The sequence below is a fragment of the Mycobacterium paraterrae genome, from assembly GCF_022430545.2.
GTDB lineage: Bacteria > Actinomycetota > Actinomycetes > Mycobacteriales > Mycobacteriaceae > Mycobacterium > Mycobacterium paraterrae.
Genome location: NZ_CP092488.2, coordinates 4,242,681 through 4,259,216, shown reverse-complemented (window position 1 = coordinate 4,259,216; position 16,536 = coordinate 4,242,681). Strand labels below are relative to the sequence as shown.

14 protein-coding genes are annotated in these 16,536 nt (G+C 65.3%); 1 reads left to right on the top strand and 13 read right to left on the bottom strand.

Annotated features, from left to right (window positions below):
- Positions 1-40 precede the first annotated feature (40 nt).
- The 8 genes from secG to MKK62_RS20665 form a co-directional block, all read right to left on the bottom strand.
- On the bottom strand, positions 41-277 hold the full coding sequence (secG, locus tag MKK62_RS20700; RefSeq protein WP_240258082.1) for a preprotein translocase subunit SecG: 237 nt from the start codon (positions 275-277) through the stop codon (positions 41-43).
- Between the two features lie 31 nt (positions 278-308).
- Positions 309-1,493, bottom strand: a complete 1,185-nt coding sequence (locus MKK62_RS20695; protein ID WP_240258083.1) for a PecA family PE domain-processing aspartic protease — start codon at positions 1,491-1,493, stop codon at positions 309-311.
- 84 nt (positions 1,494-1,577) lie between these two features.
- On the bottom strand, positions 1,578-2,780 hold the full coding sequence (locus MKK62_RS20690; protein WP_240258084.1) for a hypothetical protein: 1,203 nt from the start codon (positions 2,778-2,780) through the stop codon (positions 1,578-1,580).
- A gap of 181 nt (positions 2,781-2,961) precedes the next feature.
- Complete coding sequence (locus tag MKK62_RS20685; protein ID WP_240258085.1) at positions 2,962-4,194, bottom strand: hypothetical protein; 1,233 nt, start codon at positions 4,192-4,194, stop codon at positions 2,962-2,964.
- A gap of 119 nt (positions 4,195-4,313) precedes the next feature.
- Complete coding sequence (gene tpiA / locus MKK62_RS20680; protein WP_240258086.1) at positions 4,314-5,099, bottom strand: triose-phosphate isomerase; 786 nt, start codon at positions 5,097-5,099, stop codon at positions 4,314-4,316.
- Between the two features lie 16 nt (positions 5,100-5,115).
- Positions 5,116-6,327 carry a phosphoglycerate kinase gene (locus MKK62_RS20675; protein WP_240258087.1) on the bottom strand — a complete coding sequence of 404 codons (1,212 nt, stop codon included), beginning with the start codon at positions 6,325-6,327 and terminating at the stop codon, positions 5,116-5,118.
- Positions 6,328-6,329: 2 nt separating this feature from the next.
- Positions 6,330-7,352, bottom strand: coding sequence for a type I glyceraldehyde-3-phosphate dehydrogenase (gene gap, locus MKK62_RS20670; RefSeq protein WP_240258088.1), 1,023 nt, complete (start codon positions 7,350-7,352; stop codon positions 6,330-6,332).
- Positions 7,353-7,433: 81 nt separating this feature from the next.
- The gene (locus MKK62_RS20665; RefSeq protein WP_240258089.1) at positions 7,434-9,182 is read right to left on the bottom strand and encodes a DUF3556 domain-containing protein; all 1,749 of its coding nucleotides are present in this window, start codon (positions 9,180-9,182) and stop codon (positions 7,434-7,436) included.
- A gap of 210 nt (positions 9,183-9,392) precedes the next feature.
- Between MKK62_RS20665 and MKK62_RS20660 the strand changes: the two genes are divergently transcribed.
- Entirely contained in the window at positions 9,393-10,025 is a 633-nt protein-coding gene (locus tag MKK62_RS20660) for a hypothetical protein (protein ID WP_240258090.1), read from the top strand.
- Here MKK62_RS20660 and whiA read toward each other — a convergent pair.
- The 5 genes from whiA to MKK62_RS20635 form a co-directional block, all read right to left on the bottom strand.
- Complete coding sequence (gene whiA, locus MKK62_RS20655; protein WP_240264026.1) at positions 10,022-10,999, bottom strand: DNA-binding protein WhiA; 978 nt, start codon at positions 10,997-10,999, stop codon at positions 10,022-10,024. The two genes, MKK62_RS20660 and whiA, sit on opposite strands and share 4 nt — an antisense overlap.
- Complete coding sequence (gene yvcK / locus MKK62_RS20650) at positions 10,996-12,021, bottom strand: uridine diphosphate-N-acetylglucosamine-binding protein YvcK (protein ID WP_240258091.1); 1,026 nt, start codon at positions 12,019-12,021, stop codon at positions 10,996-10,998. Before yvcK ends, whiA begins: the two co-directional genes overlap by 4 nt.
- Before the next feature lie 49 nt (positions 12,022-12,070).
- The gene (gene rapZ, locus MKK62_RS20645; protein WP_240264027.1) at positions 12,071-12,997 is read right to left on the bottom strand and encodes an RNase adapter RapZ; all 927 of its coding nucleotides are present in this window, start codon (positions 12,995-12,997) and stop codon (positions 12,071-12,073) included.
- A gap of 11 nt (positions 12,998-13,008) precedes the next feature.
- A complete protein-coding gene (gene uvrC / locus MKK62_RS20640) occupies positions 13,009-14,991 on the bottom strand; it encodes an excinuclease ABC subunit UvrC (RefSeq protein ID WP_240258092.1) in 1,983 nt (660 codons plus the stop codon).
- 63 nt (positions 14,992-15,054) lie between these two features.
- Entirely contained in the window at positions 15,055-16,515 is a 1,461-nt protein-coding gene (locus MKK62_RS20635) for an HNH endonuclease signature motif containing protein (RefSeq protein WP_240258093.1), read from the bottom strand.
- Positions 16,516-16,536: the final 21 nt, after the last annotated feature.

Below are 16,536 nucleotides of genomic sequence, written 5' to 3'. Positions count from 1 at the left end.
GTGCGGCGTGAGGGTGACGCTCGCGACTCTCGGCCTGCGATCAGGCGTTGTACTTGATGCGCAACGCCATGCCGATGATGGCGACCAGCCAGATGCCCACGACGAACAGCGTCAACCGGTCGAGGTTCTTTTCCACCACCGTCGACCCGGACAAGCTGGACTGCACGCCGCCACCGAACAGCGTGGACAAACCGCCACCCTTGGCGCGGTGCAACAGCACCAACAAGACCACCAGGATGCTGGTGATCACCAGGGTGATCTGCAGGGCCAACTCCATGGAGGACACCTTACCGGCCCAGCAAGACGTATCAGCCGGTCGGGCCGTAGAAGGACATCGTGCCGTCGTCGTAATTGATGTAGATCGCCTGGCTCAGGAACGGCACCACACCGCTGTTGACGTAGGTCCCGGAGACGACCGTCGGAGCTGTGCTCTGGTTGAGGCTGTCCGTGCCCACGGTGTACTGGTAGAGCAGATTGCCGCCCTGCTCGTCGTAGACCGAGATCAGCGAACCTTGTTGCAGGTTGGAGCCGATGGACGCCGGAATGGTGCCGTAGACACCACCGGAGTCGACGTTGGTGAGCACACTTGTGCCGTTCGTCACGCCGTTCGTCGTTACGGTCTCGTACAACGTGGTGATCGGCGCGCCGTCGACGGTGAACAACGGCTCGGCGGTGTTCGGGCCGATGGTCATCACGCCGTTGGGGATGTCGACCGTCACCCCGCCGAAGCTCTCCAGGGGGCTGACGGTCGGCCCGTAGGCGTTGTCGCCGATGCCGAGGACGCCGTCGACGTGGTTGGCGTCCAGGAAGGTCTGGAAGTTGTTGAACGGATCCAGCCAGTTGTTGGACCAGGACCACACTTCGACGTCGACAGGGCCGGTCGTGCTTAATACGCCGTCGCCGTACACCGTGGGCACATCGTCGTAGACCAGGTACAGATAGCCGACCCCGCCGCTGTAACCGCTGATGCCGAAGTCGCTCGGGAAGCCGAGGTTGAGCAGATTCTGGAACGCCGCGAGGTCTGTCTCGCCGAGCCCAGTCCAGGGGATCACCAAACCGGCGGAGCCGGTGTCGACCAGCAAGGTGTTCGCCACACCGCCGATCGTGGTCTCGATCGTCGGCTCGGTGACGATCTCCATCGTGATCGGGATGTCGTAAGTGGTGGTGACCAGTGCCGCGGCCGGTTCGGCACCGGTTGCTGCGGCGGTGAGGGCGGTATCGGTTGTCGGAAGTGCGACGTCGAGTGACTCCAGGCTGGCGAGGAAGGTGTCGGCCCAATTCGTCAGGTCCAACGCGGAATCGAAAAGTTCGATCGAGTCCGTCAATGAGGTCAGAATGGGCTGAACGATCGGGTCGAGCAGGTCTTCGAAATCCGCCCTGCCCGGCGCCGCCGAACCCGTCGCGATCGCCGCCGCAGCAGCGACCGCGCCGAGGCTAACCCCCACTCCAGAGACGAAGCGGCGCAGCGACTTTCCAGCGTGGCGACGTGTCATTCTCTAAGGCTGCGCTCAGCCGGGTATTACTTCCTGTCGAGAACGCGAACTCATACCGAACTGAAAAATTCGGTCGTCGTTAGGTCAGCTGGCTAGCGGACCCCAGTAGGTTTTGTCGGTGGCGTAGTCGAAGTAGGCCTCGTGGGTGAAGAACGGCACGACCCCGCTGTCGATCGCGCTACTCGAGATCACCGTCGGTGCCGTGCTCTGGCCGATGCTGTCGGTACCGACCTGGTACGAGTAGAGCAGCGTGTTGCCCTGGTAGACCGAGATCGTGTCGCCTGACGCGACGCCGGAGTGCGCGATGGACGACGGGATGGTGCCGTAGACGCCACCCGAGTCGAGGTCGTTGGAGATCGTCCCGGTTCCGGTCACCACACCGTCGTGGGTCACGGTCTCGGTCAGGCCGCCGACGATCGGCGATCCGGTGAGCCAGGTGCCGCCGGTCAGCGGGTTGTCGCCCCCGACGATCAGCTGCTTCTCCGGCCCGACCAGGTCGACGAGCACACCGCCGTAGCCTTCGAACGGGCTGGTCGTGGGGCCGGCCGTGCTCGGGCCGACGCCCAGGATGCCGTCGACGTGGTTATTGGCGAGGAAGCTCTGGAAGTTCTCGAAAATGTTGGCCGGGTTGGTCGACCATGAGAACAGCTCGACGTCGACGGGGCTGGTCGTGCTGAGCACGTCCGTGCCGTCGGTGCCGTAATCGACCGGTACACCGTCGTAGGTGAGGTAGAAGTATTCGACTCCCCCGCTGTAGCCGCTGAAGCCGAAGTTGTCGGGCAGGCCGAGCTTGAACAGCTCCTCCAGCGCCGAGAAGTCGTTGCTCCCGAGCTCTTGCCACGGGATGACGAGGCCGCTGGAGCCGGTGTCAACCAGCAGCGTCGAGTCATCGCCGGCGCCGATCGCGGCCTGAATGGTCGGCTCGGTGACGATCTGCATGGTGATGGGCAGCGTGTAGCTGGTGGCGGCGTCCGCGGCGGGCTCAGCGCCACCCGTCGACGCGGCGGCGGCGGCCGTGTCGGCAGCCGGCAACGCGACGTCCAAGGAACTGTTCAGGCTGGCCAGCAGGGTGTCGGTCCAGCTGGTCAGGTCCAGCGCTGCCGCCGGATCGAACAACGCAACCGAATCCGTCAGCGACGTCAGAATCGGCTGGACGATCGGGTCCAACAGGTCCTCGAAATCCGCGTGCGCAGGTGCGGGCGCCCCGATCGCCACTGCGGCGGCGGCGGCCACCGCCCCGGCGCTTGCGCCGAGTCCGACCAGCTTGTTGCGCAACCGACGTGCCATGCGAGTGACCCCCGACGAGTTGGTGGGCGAACGAGCCCACGAACCTTAACGAACCTGTATTTCTTTCAGGTTTCGTTAAGCTAGCTGGGAGGTCCCTGCAAATCAACCCACACGCATACCCAATTCAAAGAACCTGAGGTAACGGCCCCTGCGCACCGCGCCGCCCGGCGCGTCGTACTGACTAGGTCGCGGAGGTCAGGCTGTCGATGTACGTCGTGTCGTTGGCGTAGTCGATGTAGAGCGGATGGTCTACCAGCGCGTAGTAGCCGCTGTCGATCGAGGTGCCCGACGTCGACAACGGCACCCCGCCGCTGGGGACGGTGTAGGAGTACAGCACCGTGGCGCCATCCTTGACCGTGATGGTGTCACCCGCGGTGACACCGGAGATCGTCGACGGAATGGTCCCCTGGACGCCACCGGTGTCGAGGTCGTCGGAGATGCCCGTCGCGGAACCGACTGAGCCGCCGCTGCTGTTCGTCACCGTTTCGGTCAGGCCGGTCAGCGTCGATCCGTTGTTGGCGACGCTGTCCAGGGACTGGTACGGGTTGGAGCCGCCGATGATCAGTTGATCGTTCTTCAGGTCGACAAGCGCACTGCCGTAGCTGTCGAACGGACTCACACCGGCCCCGCCGTTGACGTTGTCGCCGATGCCCAGGATGCCGCCCTGCGAGTCGTTGCCGGCGAGGAAGTTCTGGAAGGCGTCATTGGTGAATAGGCTTCCGAAATCAGACGGGTTCCACGAGTAGACCTCGACTTCGACGGGGCCGTTCGTGGTGAGGCCGTCGGCGTAGGAGACCGGCAGGTCGTTGTAAGTCAGGTAGATGTAGTCCACACCGCCGCTGTAGCCACTCTCGCCGAAGCTGCTGGGGGCCCCGAGACTCAGCAGTGTGTCCCACTCCGTCAGCAGGTTGCTACTGCCGGTGATATCGGTCAGAGGGACGACGAGGCCGCTGGACCCGGTGTCGACAAGCACCGGCAGTGAAGTGCCGCCGTCGACCGAGGCCTGCACGGTCGGCTCGGTGCCCTCCATCAGGGTGATGGGAAGGTCGTAGGTGGCCGAGGTCGCGACGGCAGCCGGCTCGGCCGACGACGCTGCGGCCGCCAGCGCCGAATCCGTCGACGGCAACGCGAGGTCGAAGTTGCCCAGGCTGGCCAGCAAGCTGTCCGTCCAGCTGGTGATGTCCAGCGCCGCAGCGGGGTCAACGGCCGAAACCGCGTCGGTGAACGACGTCAGCAACGGCTGGATGATCGGGTCGAGCAGATCTTCGAAGTCAGCGTGGGCGGGGGCCGCGGTCACCGCGGATCCGGTCGCCATCGCGGCTGCGGCAAGAAACACGCCGGCACCCGCACCAACGCCTACCAAGAGGCGGCGGCCGAGCTTCGGCGCCTGCGCTTTACGGTCGCGAACCGACATTGTCTCCCCCGGGATTGTTTGGCTCGGCTATGAGCACGACAGGACAAACCTGTGCGTCTTTTAGGTTTCGATTAGCTAAGCCTGCCTGTGCCACGATCGCAACCCGTAGCCGGCGCCGGTTACGGCAGCGGGCCGCCGGCGGCGATGGCGGACAGAGTCGCGAACTGCTCGCCGTCCAGCGATGCGCCCCCCACCAGGGCTCCGTCCACGTCTTCCTGCGCGACGATGTCACCGATGTTCTTGGCGTTCACCGAGCCGCCGTACAGCACGCGCACCGAGTCGGCGATCTGCGGCGTGGCCAACGATCCCAATTCCTTGCGGACAGCGGCGCACACTTCCTGCGCGTCAGCCGCACTGGCCACCCGGCCGGTGCCGATCGCCCAGACCGGCTCGTAGGCGATCACTGTCTTGCCGATCTGCTCGGCCGACAGCCCGGCCAGCGACCCGCGAAGCTGGTTCTGGCAGTGGCTGACGTGTTCGCCGGCCTCGCGCACTTCGAGGTGCTCGCCGATGCAGACGATCGGAGTCAGCTCATGTTTGAGGGCGGCTGCGGCCTTCGCCGCCACCAGCGCGTCGTCCTCGTGGTGGTAGGTGCGCCGCTCGGAGTGACCGACCACGGCGTAGTGGCAGCCCAGCTTGGCCAGAAACGCTCCGCTGATCTCGCCGGTGTAGGCCCCGGAGTCGTGCGTGGACACATCCTGGGCGCCGTAGGTGAGGCGCAGCTTGTCGCCGTCGACCAGAGTCTGCACACTGCGCAGGTCGGTGAACGGCGGGATGACCGCGACGTCGACCTTGTCGAAGTACTTGTCGGGCAATGAGAACGCGATCTTCTGTACCAGTGCGATGGCCTCGAAATGGTTGAGGTTCATCTTCCAATTGCCGGCAATCAGCGGCTTGCGGCTCATACCCACGGTCCTTTACTCAACTGCTCAACACTTCGAGACCGGGAAGGGTCTTGCCCTCAAGGTATTCCAGTGACGCCCCGCCACCGGTGGATATGTGGGAGAAGCCGTCTTCGGGCAGGCCCAGCGCGCGCACTGCGGCGGCGGAGTCACCGCCGCCCACCACGCTGAACGCGCCCTTGGCGGTCGCCGCGGCGATCACTTCGGCGAGGCCTCTGGTGCCGGCGGCGAACGCGGGGAACTCGAACACGCCCATCGGCCCATTCCAGAAGATCGTCTCCGCGTTGGCCAGTAGCTTCGTGAACCGGTCGACCGAGCCGGGTCCGATGTCAAGCCCCATCTTGCCGTCCGGAATCGCTTCGGCAGCAACGGTTTCCGGCGGTGAGTCGGCCGCGAATTTGTCGGCCACCACGATGTCGACGGGCAGCCGGATGACGTCGGCGTAGGTGTCGAGCAGCTTTTTGCAGGTCTCGATCATCTCGGTCTGCAGCAGCGACGTGCCGACGGACAATCCCATTGCGGCCAGGAACGTGTAGCACATGCCGCCGCCGATCACGATGCTGTCGGCCTTCGTGGCGAGCTGCTCGATGACGCCGAGCTTGTCGGACACTTTGGAGCCGCCGAGGACCACCGCGTACGGCCGCTTGGTCGATTCGGTCAGCCGCTCGAGCACCGCGACTTCGTCGGCGACCAGCGTGCCGGCGTAGTGCGGCAACAGCGTCGCGACGTCGTAGACCGACGCCTGCTTGCGGTGCACCACCCCGAACCCGTCAGACACGAATGCGCCTGTCTCGCCAACCAATTCAGCGAGTTCTTTGGCCAACTCCAGCCGCTGCGCGTCGTCTTTGCTGGTTTCCCTTGGGTCGAACCGGATGTTCTCCACCAGCAGGACATCGCCGTCCGCCAGGCTCAAGGAACGGCGAGTGGCGTCCTCGCCGACGACATCGGCGGCCAACTGGACGTCCGTACCCAGTTCCTCGCCCAGTTTCGTGGCAACCGGCGCCAGCGACAGCGCCGGGTCCGGCTTGCCGTCCGGGCGTCCCAGGTGTGCGGTCACCACCACTTTGGCGCCGGCGTCCGACAACGCCTTGATCGTGGGAACTGACGCGGTGATGCGGCCGGCGTCGGTGATGACGCCGTCGTTCAGCGGCACATTCAGGTCGGAGCGGACAAGCACCCCACGACCCGAAACACCTTGCGCGAGAAGGTCGTTGAGGTTCGGGAGAGCCACGATTACAGCGACTTGCCGACCAACGCGACCAGGTCGACGAGGCGGTTGGAGTAACCCCACTCATTGTCGTACCAGGAAACCACCTTGGCCTCGTTCTCGATCGCCTTGGTCAGTCCGGAGTCGAAGATCGAGCTATGCGGGTCGGTGACGATGTCGCTGGAGACGATCGGCGCGTCGTAATACTTGAGGATGCCCTTCATCGGGCCATCGGCTGCGGCCTTCATCGCGGCGTTGATCTCGTCGGCGCTGGCCGACTTCTTCAGCTCCGCGGTCAGGTCGGTAACGGAACCGGTCGGGATCGGGACTCGCAGCGCGTAGCCGTCGAGCTTGCCCTTCAGCTCCGGCAGCACCAAGCCGATGGCCTTCGCGGCACCCGTCGAGGTCGGAACGATGTTCAGCGCCGCAGCGCGCGCCCGACGCAAGTCCTTGTGCGGACCGTCCTGCAGGTTCTGGTCCTGGGTGTACGCGTGGACGGTGGTCATCAGACCCTTGACGATGCCGAACTCATCGTTGAGCACCTTGGCGATCGGGCCGAGGCAGTTCGTGGTGCACGACGCATTGGAGATGATGTTCTGGCTGCCGTCGTACTTGTCGTCGTTGACCCCCAGCACGATGGTGATGTCCTCGTCGGTGGCGGGCGCGGAGATGATCACCTTCTTGGCGCCGGCATCCAAATGGCCCTTGGCCTTTGCGGCGTTGGTGAAAATGCCGGTGGACTCGACCACGACGTCGACGCCCAGGTCGCCCCAGGGCAGCGCCGCCGGGCCTTCCTTGACCGCGAGCGCCTTGATCTTGTGACTGCCGACGACGATGGTGTCTTCGCCCTCCAGGCTGACGTCAAACGGAAGCCGGCCCAGGATGGAGTCAAATTTCAGCAAGTGCGCGAGGCTGGCGTTGTCGGTCAGGTCGTTGGCCGCCACCACCTCGATGTCGGTGTCGGCTCCCGCGGCCTGCTGCGCCAGCAGGGCCCGGTAGAAGTTGCGGCCGATGCGACCGAAGCCGTTGATGCCTACCCGGACCGTCACGTGTGTCTCCTTCGATGCTGACTCGATGCTCGCCAACAGCCTAGTAGCTGGGACAATGCGTCGCTAATCCGGTGGTTTAGCTCACGCGTTTCGGTGCGTGACCGGGTGGACCGGGAACTCATCGCCGGGTTCCGGCCACGGCTGGCGGGCCAGCATGTCGTCGACCCGGACATAGCCCTCCTCGATCAGTCCAGTCTTGGCGTCGACGATGCGGTACCACTGCTTTTGGGTCTGAATCGGCTGCCCTTCGAGGATGATCACCCGCAGGTCGCCTTCCTCCAATTGGCAGCGTCGCTGTACTGCCTCGACGAGTTGCTCGTTGTGCAGATGGCCCTCGCCGAAATTCCAGCCGATCAGCGGGCCGGCGACGGTCTCGCCTTCACGGCACGCATAGTCCTCCACTTTGTCGAGTGCGCGTGGCAACAGGCCGTTCAGCGCTCGACCGTGGACGTGCATGGACCGAAAGGCGCGAGCTTTGTCGCTGATGATCTCGGCCGTGTTCGGGTCGTACAACCGGGCGATCTGGCGGGCTGTCAGCGCGGAACTCTTGACGACGTTCTCTTCGATTTTGTCTTCCACGCCCGCGCGGAAACACCAGACGCTCGATGCCCAGTTGCCGGCGTAGTACCGCAGTGCGGGCAGGAATGAAATCTGCTGCGGGAACATGTTTCCCACCACCGGAATCACCAGAAGCGCGACCAGAAGCATCGCCAGCAGGAGCGGGGAATTGAGGTCGTAGATCACGATGGTGCCGTAATGGCCGAAGAGGTAGAACAGCGAGAAGATGAAGAAGATGTTCCACTCCAACGGCACACCCATCGGCAGGTTGGAAATGATGTTGAGGTGGAAGACGACCATGAAAGCGATCAACCACCAGCGCCATGGGTGATCACCGCCGGCGAACACCAGGATCGCCGGCACGATGAGCTCGGCCGTCGTGCCGCCACCGTGAGCCATCAGCTTGGGAATCCAGGTGGGCCTGACATCGTCGACCGGGTCGCGATAGAGCCGGCGCTTGAGCCAGTTGAACGGCTTGCCGCGCAGTAGGGCGTTGTTGCTCGTCATTGCCGCGACGACGTACGGAAAGTGGTGATTGAGCTTCGATGTCGCCGCGCCCCACCACAATCCGAGCATCACAATCTTGAACGCGGCAATTTGGTCGGTAAACGGGAAAAACAAGATCAGCAGTTTCAGCCAGTAGTGCTCTCCGCGGGCGGCTAGAAATATGGTCTTGTCGCGCAGACCTAGTAGGGCCAGCGCGATGATCGCCGGCAGCACCAGGCGTGCGTCGAGCAACCCCACGTCGCCACCACCGGTGACCGGACCGCCGTGGCCCGGCGCAAGCAGCGCCCACACCCCGGATGCCAGCACGATCGCGTATAGCAAGACGTCGACCACGGTTCGGGTGTCACCGCGGGTGAACGGCACGTCGTTCGGCCATGGGGGCAAGCGAATTGTCTTGGGCCGCAACCAGTACAGGAATCCGCCGATCGGCGGCATGAAGCGTGCGGTGAGCGGCCCTGAGCCGCAGCCCAGCCCGAGTACCTCGAACAGCAGCGTGAAGATGATCAGCTTCTGATAAACGATCGGCTGCATCCACCACTCTTCGATCCGGCCCAAGCCGCCGAGACCCGGCGTCAACGAGATGACCGCAGCGGCGCCGGCGGCGTAGGCGGCCATCTTGATCACGTAGAGCAGGTAGATGGCCGACGGGGTGCCGAAGCCGTGCTCGACCCAGTGCCGAGTCACCACCTGCATCCGGTCGGCTACCGACCGCGTGTGCCAGGTTTCGGGGTCGACGTCCGGAAGATCCGGGGTGATGAATCCCATCACGGCCTCATTTCAGGTCTGCCACCGTTGGCCAGAACAATCTAGCGGGATCACCAAGGCAGTCTTGAGGGTTGCTGTGGGTGTCCGCGTCCTCGTTGACCTCAGAACGGCTATCGGATAGAAAACCTAATGAACTCTTGGGATTCGTTAAGGAACGTCATGTCTGATACCAATACTTGCGCCCGACTGCTGGCGGGAGGAGCGGGAGCCGTGTTCTTGGCGATGCTCGCGAGTCCCCTCGCCCACGCCGACGCGGATGCGGCCTACGGAGATCTGGCGAACCTTTACGTGGACGCCAGCACTTTCAGCAACTCCTTCGGCGCGTACGAGGACCTGCTCTTCGATTCCGACCTCACGCAAAACCTCTTTGCGGCCAGCGTGTCAAACCTCTTCGCGCAATCACCCTCTGCCGCAACAGCATCCGATGAGGTGAATGCCGCATTGACCGAAGGACACACCGTCGCCACGGAGTTGGATGCCCTCGAGACGTATCAGCCCGCCAGCGTGGTGGCGGCCACCGACGGCAAAGACATTCCCGCGATTGGCGACGCGGCCATGTTGCAAGAACAGATTAATGCCGCGATCGCTGACCTTCCGGCTGTCACCGCACAGGACGAGACGAATCCGCTGCTCGTCGCTGAACTGAGCGCATTAGCGGGTACCGAGTTGAACTTGACCGACTACGCGGGCAACCTGGGCGAGCAGTTGGCCAATGGCAGCCCGGCCGGCCTGACGGCAGAAAACACCCTCTTCATTGCTGAAGGTTTGGCGGTGTTGAGCAACGTCCAGAGCACGTCGGAAACGCTGACGCTTCTCGCCGACCTGAGCAGCCTCGGCCTCTAGGCGTCTTCCAGTAGATCTGGAGTCACCGCGGATTCGGTGTCCGGAATCCCGTCGACCTTGGCCTTCCGGTCGGCCATCGACAGCAGCCGCCGAATACGGCCGGCCACAGCGTCTTTCGTCATCGGCGGGTCCGCCAGGCGACCGAGTTCCTCCAGCGACGCCTGACGGTGTTCGACACGCAGCTTGCCCGCCGCGGCCAGATGATCGGGCACGCCTTCGCCCAGAATTTCCAGCGCCCGCTCGACGCGGGCGGCTGCGGCGACCGCCGCCCGCGCCGATCGCCGCAGATTGGCGTCGTCGAAATTGGCCAGCCGGTTGGCGGTCGCGCGGACCTCGCGGCGCATCCGCCGCTCTTCCCAGACCAGCCGGGTGTCCTGGGCGCCCATCCGGGTGAGCAGCGCCCCGATCGCCTCGCCGTCACGCACGACAACCCGGTCGGCGCCGCGGACTTCGCGCGCTTTGGCGCTGATCCCGAGCCGGCGCGCGGCGCCCACCAGAGCCAACGCCGCCTCGGGTCCGGGGCAGCTGACCTCCAGCGCCGACGAACGACCTGGCTCGGTCAGTGACCCGTGCGCCAGGAAGGCGCCGCGCCAGGCAGCCTCGGCGTCGCCGATGCTCCCGCCGACCACCTGCGCCGGCAACCCCCGCACCGGACGGCCGCGCAGATCCAGCAACCCGGTCTGGCGGGCCAGCGCCTCGCCGTCGTTGGCCACCCGCAGCACGTAGCGCGTCGTCTTACGGATTCCGCTGGCAGACAACACATGTACGACGGCGTTGTAGCCGTACAGGTCGAAGATGTCTTTGCGTAGCCGTCGGGCAATGCTGCCCAAATCCACCTCGGCTTCGACGACTACCCGGCCGCCTACGATGTGCAGACCGCCGGCGAAGCGCAGCAGCGACGTCACCTCGGCTCGCCTCGCGCTGACCGCCGTCACCACCAGGCGGCTCAGTTCGTCCTTGACTTCGGCCGTCATCGCCACGCGTCGTCACCCCTCGGTCCGTTGCGACCCTCTTTGTCCGCTTCCGTGGACGCCGCGGCAGGCGGCCGACCGGTGTCGCGCACGCCGACCCCGTCCAGCGCCGCGGCCAGTCTGCCCGGGTCATGTAAAGGTGTACCAGGCCTGGACACATCCGCGAATTGAACTTCGGCATTCAGTAAGGTCGCGGTCCGGCGCAGTTGCTCGCGTTCACGCTCGCTCGGCACCCGCTCGGCGTCGATGATCACGTCGTGAACGGTGAAACCCGGGGCGTGCTGGGCAAGTACGTGGAGATGGCGCTCGACCGAAAACCCCGCCGTCTCCCCCGGCTCGGCCACCAGGTTGAGCACCAGCGCCCGGCGGGCCGAGGTTGCCTGGAGCGCCGCGGCGAGACCGGGTACCAGCACGTGCGGGATGACGCTGGTGAACCAGGAGCCTGGGCCCAGCACCACCAGATCTGCGGACAGGATGGCGTCGACGGCCTGCCGGGTGGCCGGCGGATCCCCCGGCAGCAGCCGCACTCGGCGGACCTTTCCCGGGGTGGTGGCGATCGCGACCTGACCGCGAATCGCGCGGAACATCCGCGGGTCGGACTCCAGGCCCGAGACGTCGGCCTCGATCTGCAGGGCGATCGGGCACATCGGCAGGACGCGTCCGCGAACCCCAAGGATCCGGCCGACCTCGTCGAGGGCCGCGACGGGATCGTCGAGGACCTCGCTGAGACCGGCCAGCAGCAGATTGCCGATCGGGTGCCCCGACAGGGCGCCGCTGCCGCCGAACCGGTGTTGCATGATCGTCGCCCACAGACGGCCCTGCGGGCTGTCAGAAGCCAACGCCGCCAACGCCATCCGAAGATCGCCCGGCGGCACCACGTCGAGTTCGCTACGCAAGCGACCCGACGAACCGCCGTCGTCGGCAACCGTGACGATGGCGGTGACGTGCGGCGTCAGACGGCGGGCCGCGGACAACGTCGCGTACAGCCCATGCCCTCCGCCCAAGGCTACGATTCTTCGGCTCATTGGCGCCGCTCCTCAGCATCGCTGCGCTCTGCATCGTCGTCGGCGCGGCTCATTCGCGGCCCAGATCCCGGTGTAGCACTCGCACCGTCAGCTGCTTGTCGGGTGCGAGGAGTTGCGCCAGCGCCTCGGCGATCGCCACACTGCGGTGTTTGCCGCCGGTGCAGCCGATCGCCACGGTCATATAGCGTTTGCCCTCTCTGCGGTAGCCGTCGACTATCACGGTCAGCAATCGATGGTAGGTCTCGAGAAATTCCGCCGCCCCGGTCTGGCCCAGCACGTAGTCACGGACCGCGGGGTGCTGGCCGGTCAGCGGCCGCAGTTCATCGACCCAGTGCGGGTTCGGCAGAAATCGGACGTCCATCACGGTGTCGGCGTCCATCGGCAGGCCGTACTTGAAGCCGAAGGACTCGACGGTGACGCTGGTTTGCGCGACAGTCTCGCCACCGAAGGCGCGTTCGATGCTTTCCCGCAGTTCTCGCACGGCGAGCGTCGAGGTGTCGATGATCAGGTCGGCGGTCGCGCGGACCGGCGCGAGCATTTCCCGTTCGGCGGCAATGCCTTCGGCCAGCGTCTGCGAACCCTGCAGCGGATGGCTGCGGCGGTTCTGCTCGTAGCGGCGCACCAGCATGTCGTCGGAGGCCTCCATGAACAGCACCCGCGGGCTGATATTGCGGGTAGCCAGGTCGTTACGCACCCAGTCGAGGTCGCCGGTGAATCCGCGTGAGCGCACGTCCATCACGATCGCCAACTGTGTGATTCGTGATCCCGCGTCCAGGCCGAGGTCGACCATGCGGGTGATCAACTGCGGCGGCAGATTGTCGGCGACATACCACCCGAGATCCTCGAGCACCTTGGCCGCAGTGCCTCGTCCGGCACCGGACAACCCGGTGACCAGAACCACATCGATGCCGGATTCGGTTCCCGTGTCGTGGTTCTCGGCCTGCTCCAGCGACCCGGCTTGATTCGGCCCGTCCATCCCCTCGCCCGTCATCCGGATGCTCGTTCTTCGATTCGACCCTGCGTTGTGGTATCCGGCCCGGCAACCGGGTCGTCGCGCAGCGCGTCCAGCACTGCCGTCGCCGTCGCCACCCCGATACCGGGAACGGAGGTGATCTCGTCGACCGTAGCCTCCTTCAGACGGGCCAGTGAGCCGAAATGCGTAACCAATGCTTTGCGACGATGCTCTCCCAGTCCGGGCACCGAGTCCAGCGCCGACGCGGTCATTCGCTTGGACCGCTTGCTGCGGTGGTAGTTGATCGCGAATCGGTGGGCCTCGTCGCGGACTCGCTGTAGCAGATACAGTCCCTCGCTGTTGCGCGGCAAAATGATCGGGTCCGGCTCCGAGGGCACCCACACCTCTTCGAGTCGTTTGGCCAGACCGATGACCGCGACGTCGGTGACCCCGAGTTCTTCAAGCACCGCGCTGGCCGCGTTGACCTGTGGGGCGCCGCCGTCGACGACGTAGAGGTTGGGCGGGTAGGCGAAGCGCCGTGACTTGCCCTCGGGTGACAGGACTTTCGGGTCCTCCTGGTCCTGGACATGCCGGATGAATCGGCGGCGGGTGACCTCGGCGATCGAGGCAACATCGTCGGACCGGCCCTCGCCGGCGGCTTCCCGGATGCCGAAGTGGCGGTAATCCGACTTACGGGGTAGTCCGTCTTCGAACACCACCAATGATCCGACCACGTCGGTGCCCTGGACGTGGCTGATGTCGACGCATTCGATCCGCAGCGGCGCCTCGGCCAAACCCAGTGCGTCCTGAATGTTCTGCAGCGCAGCGGATCTGGCGGTGAAGTCACCGGCACGCTTCAGTTTGTGTTGCTGTAGCGCCTCTTTGGCGTTGCGCTGCACTGTTTCCGCCAGTGCCTTCTTGTCACCGCGACGGGGAACCCGCAGCGCGACCCGCGAGCCGCGTAACCCGGTAAGCCAGGTCGACAGTTCCTCGGCATTGGGCGGTAAACACGGCACCAGCACTTCGCGCGGCACCGGATTGACGGATTCGTCGGCGGCACCATCGAGCTCGGCTTGGTCGCCGTAGAACTGCGTGAGGAATTGCTCGACGAGTTGCGCTTCGCCGGAATCATCAGGATCGCCGGGCTTTTCGACGATCCAACCGCGCTGTCCACGAACGCGACCGCCGCGGACGTGGAAAACCTGGACGGCGGCTTCGAGGTCGTCGTCGGCGAATGCGACGACGTCGGCATCGGTGCCGTCGCCGAGCACCACGGCCTGCTTCTCCAGCGCACGCTTGAGCGCGCCGAGGTCGTCACGCAGTCGCGCCGCGCGTTCGAAGTCGAGGTCCTCCGCCGCCGCATGCATCTGCTGTTCGAGGCCACGGGCGAATTTGTCGGTCTTGCCAGACAAGAAGTCGCAGAAGTCGACGACGATCTGGCGGTGTTGCTCGGCGCTGACCCGGCCGATGCACGGAGCCGAACACTTGTCGATGTAGCCAAGCAAGCACGGACGGTCGATCTGGTTGTGGCGCTTGAATACCCCCGCAGAGCAGGTGCGGGCCGGGAAGACGCGGGTCAGCAGGTCCAACGTCTCGCGGATCGCCCAGGCGTGTGAGTAGGGACCGAAATAGCGGACACCTTTGCGCCGGGGGCCGCGGTAGACCATCAGCCGCGGATATTCCTCGTTCAGCGTGACAGCGAGCACCGGGTAGGACTTGTCGTCCCGGTAGCGGACATTGAATCGCGGGTCGAACTCCTTGATCCAGTTGTATTCCAGCTGCAGCGCCTCGACCTCGGTGTTGACCACCGTCCACTCCACCTTGGCGGCGGTCGTCACCATCTGGCGGGTGCGCGGGTGCAGGCCGGCGATGTCGGCGAAGTAGGAGTTCAGTCGACTGCGCAGGCTCTTCGCCTTGCCGACATAAATCACCCGTCCGTATTGGTCGCTGAACCGGTATACGCCAGGCTCGACCGGGATGGACCCGGGTGCAGGGCGGTAGGTCGCGGGATCAGCCACGGTGTCCAAGGCTAGTCCGATGCGCCGACGTCGCTTGCGCCAACTCGACGCGGACTGGGCGTCCTAGAATGGCGGCGGATCGGGATCGGCGCCAATCGGCGACGGTACGTCCGCCGCGACGCTGCGCGCGGCCTGGGCCTCGCGGGCAATGTGATTTTCCCGGCGTTCGGCCGCGATGCGACGGGCGCGGTTCTGCGCTCGCGTCCGGCGTCGTCTGGGCATCATCGCGTTCCGCTCGCCGCAGTAGCCGTTGCGCGTCCCGTCTGGGGGCGCCGGAACGTCGCCCGTCGGCGCGCAGAGACTCGGAAACAGAGCGGCACTGCCCGGCGTGGTCACGTAGATATGCCCGTCAGGCAGCTGCCAAATCACCGTCCCATCGGGGAGCTGCGTGTCACGCCATCCTCCGAAAGTTTTGAGGAGATGATGTTTTCGGCACAGCAACTTGAGATTCGATGGGTGCGTCCAGCCGCCCGCGCTGTAAGCGACGGTATGGTCCACGTCGCAGTCGAAGGCCGGTTTGTCGCAGCCCGGGGCGCGACACGTCAGGTCGCGACATCGGACAAAATCAGCAAGCTTGGCCGACGGAACATAACGCGGCTCGGGCTCATCCGCGGGCAGAAGGACTGGCTGCAGTCGGGCATTCTTCGCCATTTCCGCCACCGTCTCTGCGGAGATCAGCCCGTCCGCTCCGGGCATCAGGCCGGGCGCCACGCCGCTGCCTTCGACGGTGGACTGGTCGGCGACCACATGTATGACGACATCGCTGTTAAGCACACGCGCCGCGGCGGCGCAGTCGGACGAGCCGCAGCCGCACACCAACCTCTCGGCGCCGGATGCCAGAGCGCCCAGCGCGTCGGCTCGACGCTGTTCGCGGGTGCGCGGGTCCGCGTCGCACACCGTTGCCGCCAGCTCGTTCAATCGAAGGTTGATGGCCTGTCCGTCGGTGGGCAGCACGTTTCCCGTGACGTACGCAAGATGTGAGTCCGCGATCACGTCGACATAGCGATCCCTGAACACGTCCTTCGCTCGCCGCACCGCGTCTCGATCTGACCTGGCAACCGCGCGGTCGACTTCGGCTGCGAGCCGCCCCTGCGTCAAAGATGGATATCGCGAGAGCCGCACCGCCAGAAGCGCATCGACTCGCGCGAGCGCCTCAGCGTCGGTGATCAGGTCGGTGCGGAACACGATCGTCTGGAAGGAGCGATAGTCGATCTGGCCTGCGAGGAACAGGCTGCCCACTTCGGGGAGTCGCTGTCGCATCGCCATGGCGTAGCGGAGATAACTCGAACCCATAGCGAGGCTGCACCCCAGGGCGGCGGACACCTGCGCGGCGACCGCGTCCCAGGTGTCGATCGCCTCGTCGGCATGCTCCCCCGAATCGCGCAGGCGCAGAACGAACAACTCACCGATGGCCATCAGACGCCGCGCGGCTGCCTGCGCCTCAGCTCGGCCCGCGTCACTGATCTGGTCGATCAGCGCAGCCGACTCGGGACTCGGCCGCGAGGCATACCATCGTTCGAACATGTGTTCGACACTACCAGCATC

What these genes read in the sequence shown, in the direction of transcription:
- secG (WP_240258082.1), bottom strand. Translation starts at nt 277, where the DNA reads ATGGAGTTGGCCCTGCAGATCACCCTGGTGATCACCAGCATCCTGGTG.
- MKK62_RS20695 (WP_240258083.1), bottom strand. Translation starts at nt 1,493, where the DNA reads ATGACACGTCGCCACGCTGGAAAGTCGCTGCGCCGCTTCGTCTCTGGA.
- MKK62_RS20690 (WP_240258084.1), bottom strand. Translation starts at nt 2,780, where the DNA reads ATGGCACGTCGGTTGCGCAACAAGCTGGTCGGACTCGGCGCAAGCGCC.
- MKK62_RS20685 (WP_240258085.1), bottom strand. Translation starts at nt 4,194, where the DNA reads ATGTCGGTTCGCGACCGTAAAGCGCAGGCGCCGAAGCTCGGCCGCCGC.
- tpiA (WP_240258086.1), bottom strand. Translation starts at nt 5,099, where the DNA reads ATGAGCCGCAAGCCGCTGATTGCCGGCAATTGGAAGATGAACCTCAAC.
- MKK62_RS20665 (WP_240258089.1), bottom strand. Translation starts at nt 9,182, where the DNA reads ATGGGATTCATCACCCCGGATCTTCCGGACGTCGACCCCGAAACCTGG.
- whiA (WP_240264026.1), bottom strand. Translation starts at nt 10,999, where the DNA reads ATGACGGCCGAAGTCAAGGACGAACTGAGCCGCCTGGTGGTGACGGCG.
- yvcK (WP_240258091.1), bottom strand. Translation starts at nt 12,021, where the DNA reads ATGAGCCGAAGAATCGTAGCCTTGGGCGGAGGGCATGGGCTGTACGCG.
- rapZ (WP_240264027.1), bottom strand. Translation starts at nt 12,997, where the DNA reads ATGGACGGGCCGAATCAAGCCGGGTCGCTGGAGCAGGCCGAGAACCAC.
- MKK62_RS20635 (WP_240258093.1), bottom strand. Translation starts at nt 16,515, where the DNA reads ATGTTCGAACGATGGTATGCCTCGCGGCCGAGTCCCGAGTCGGCTGCG.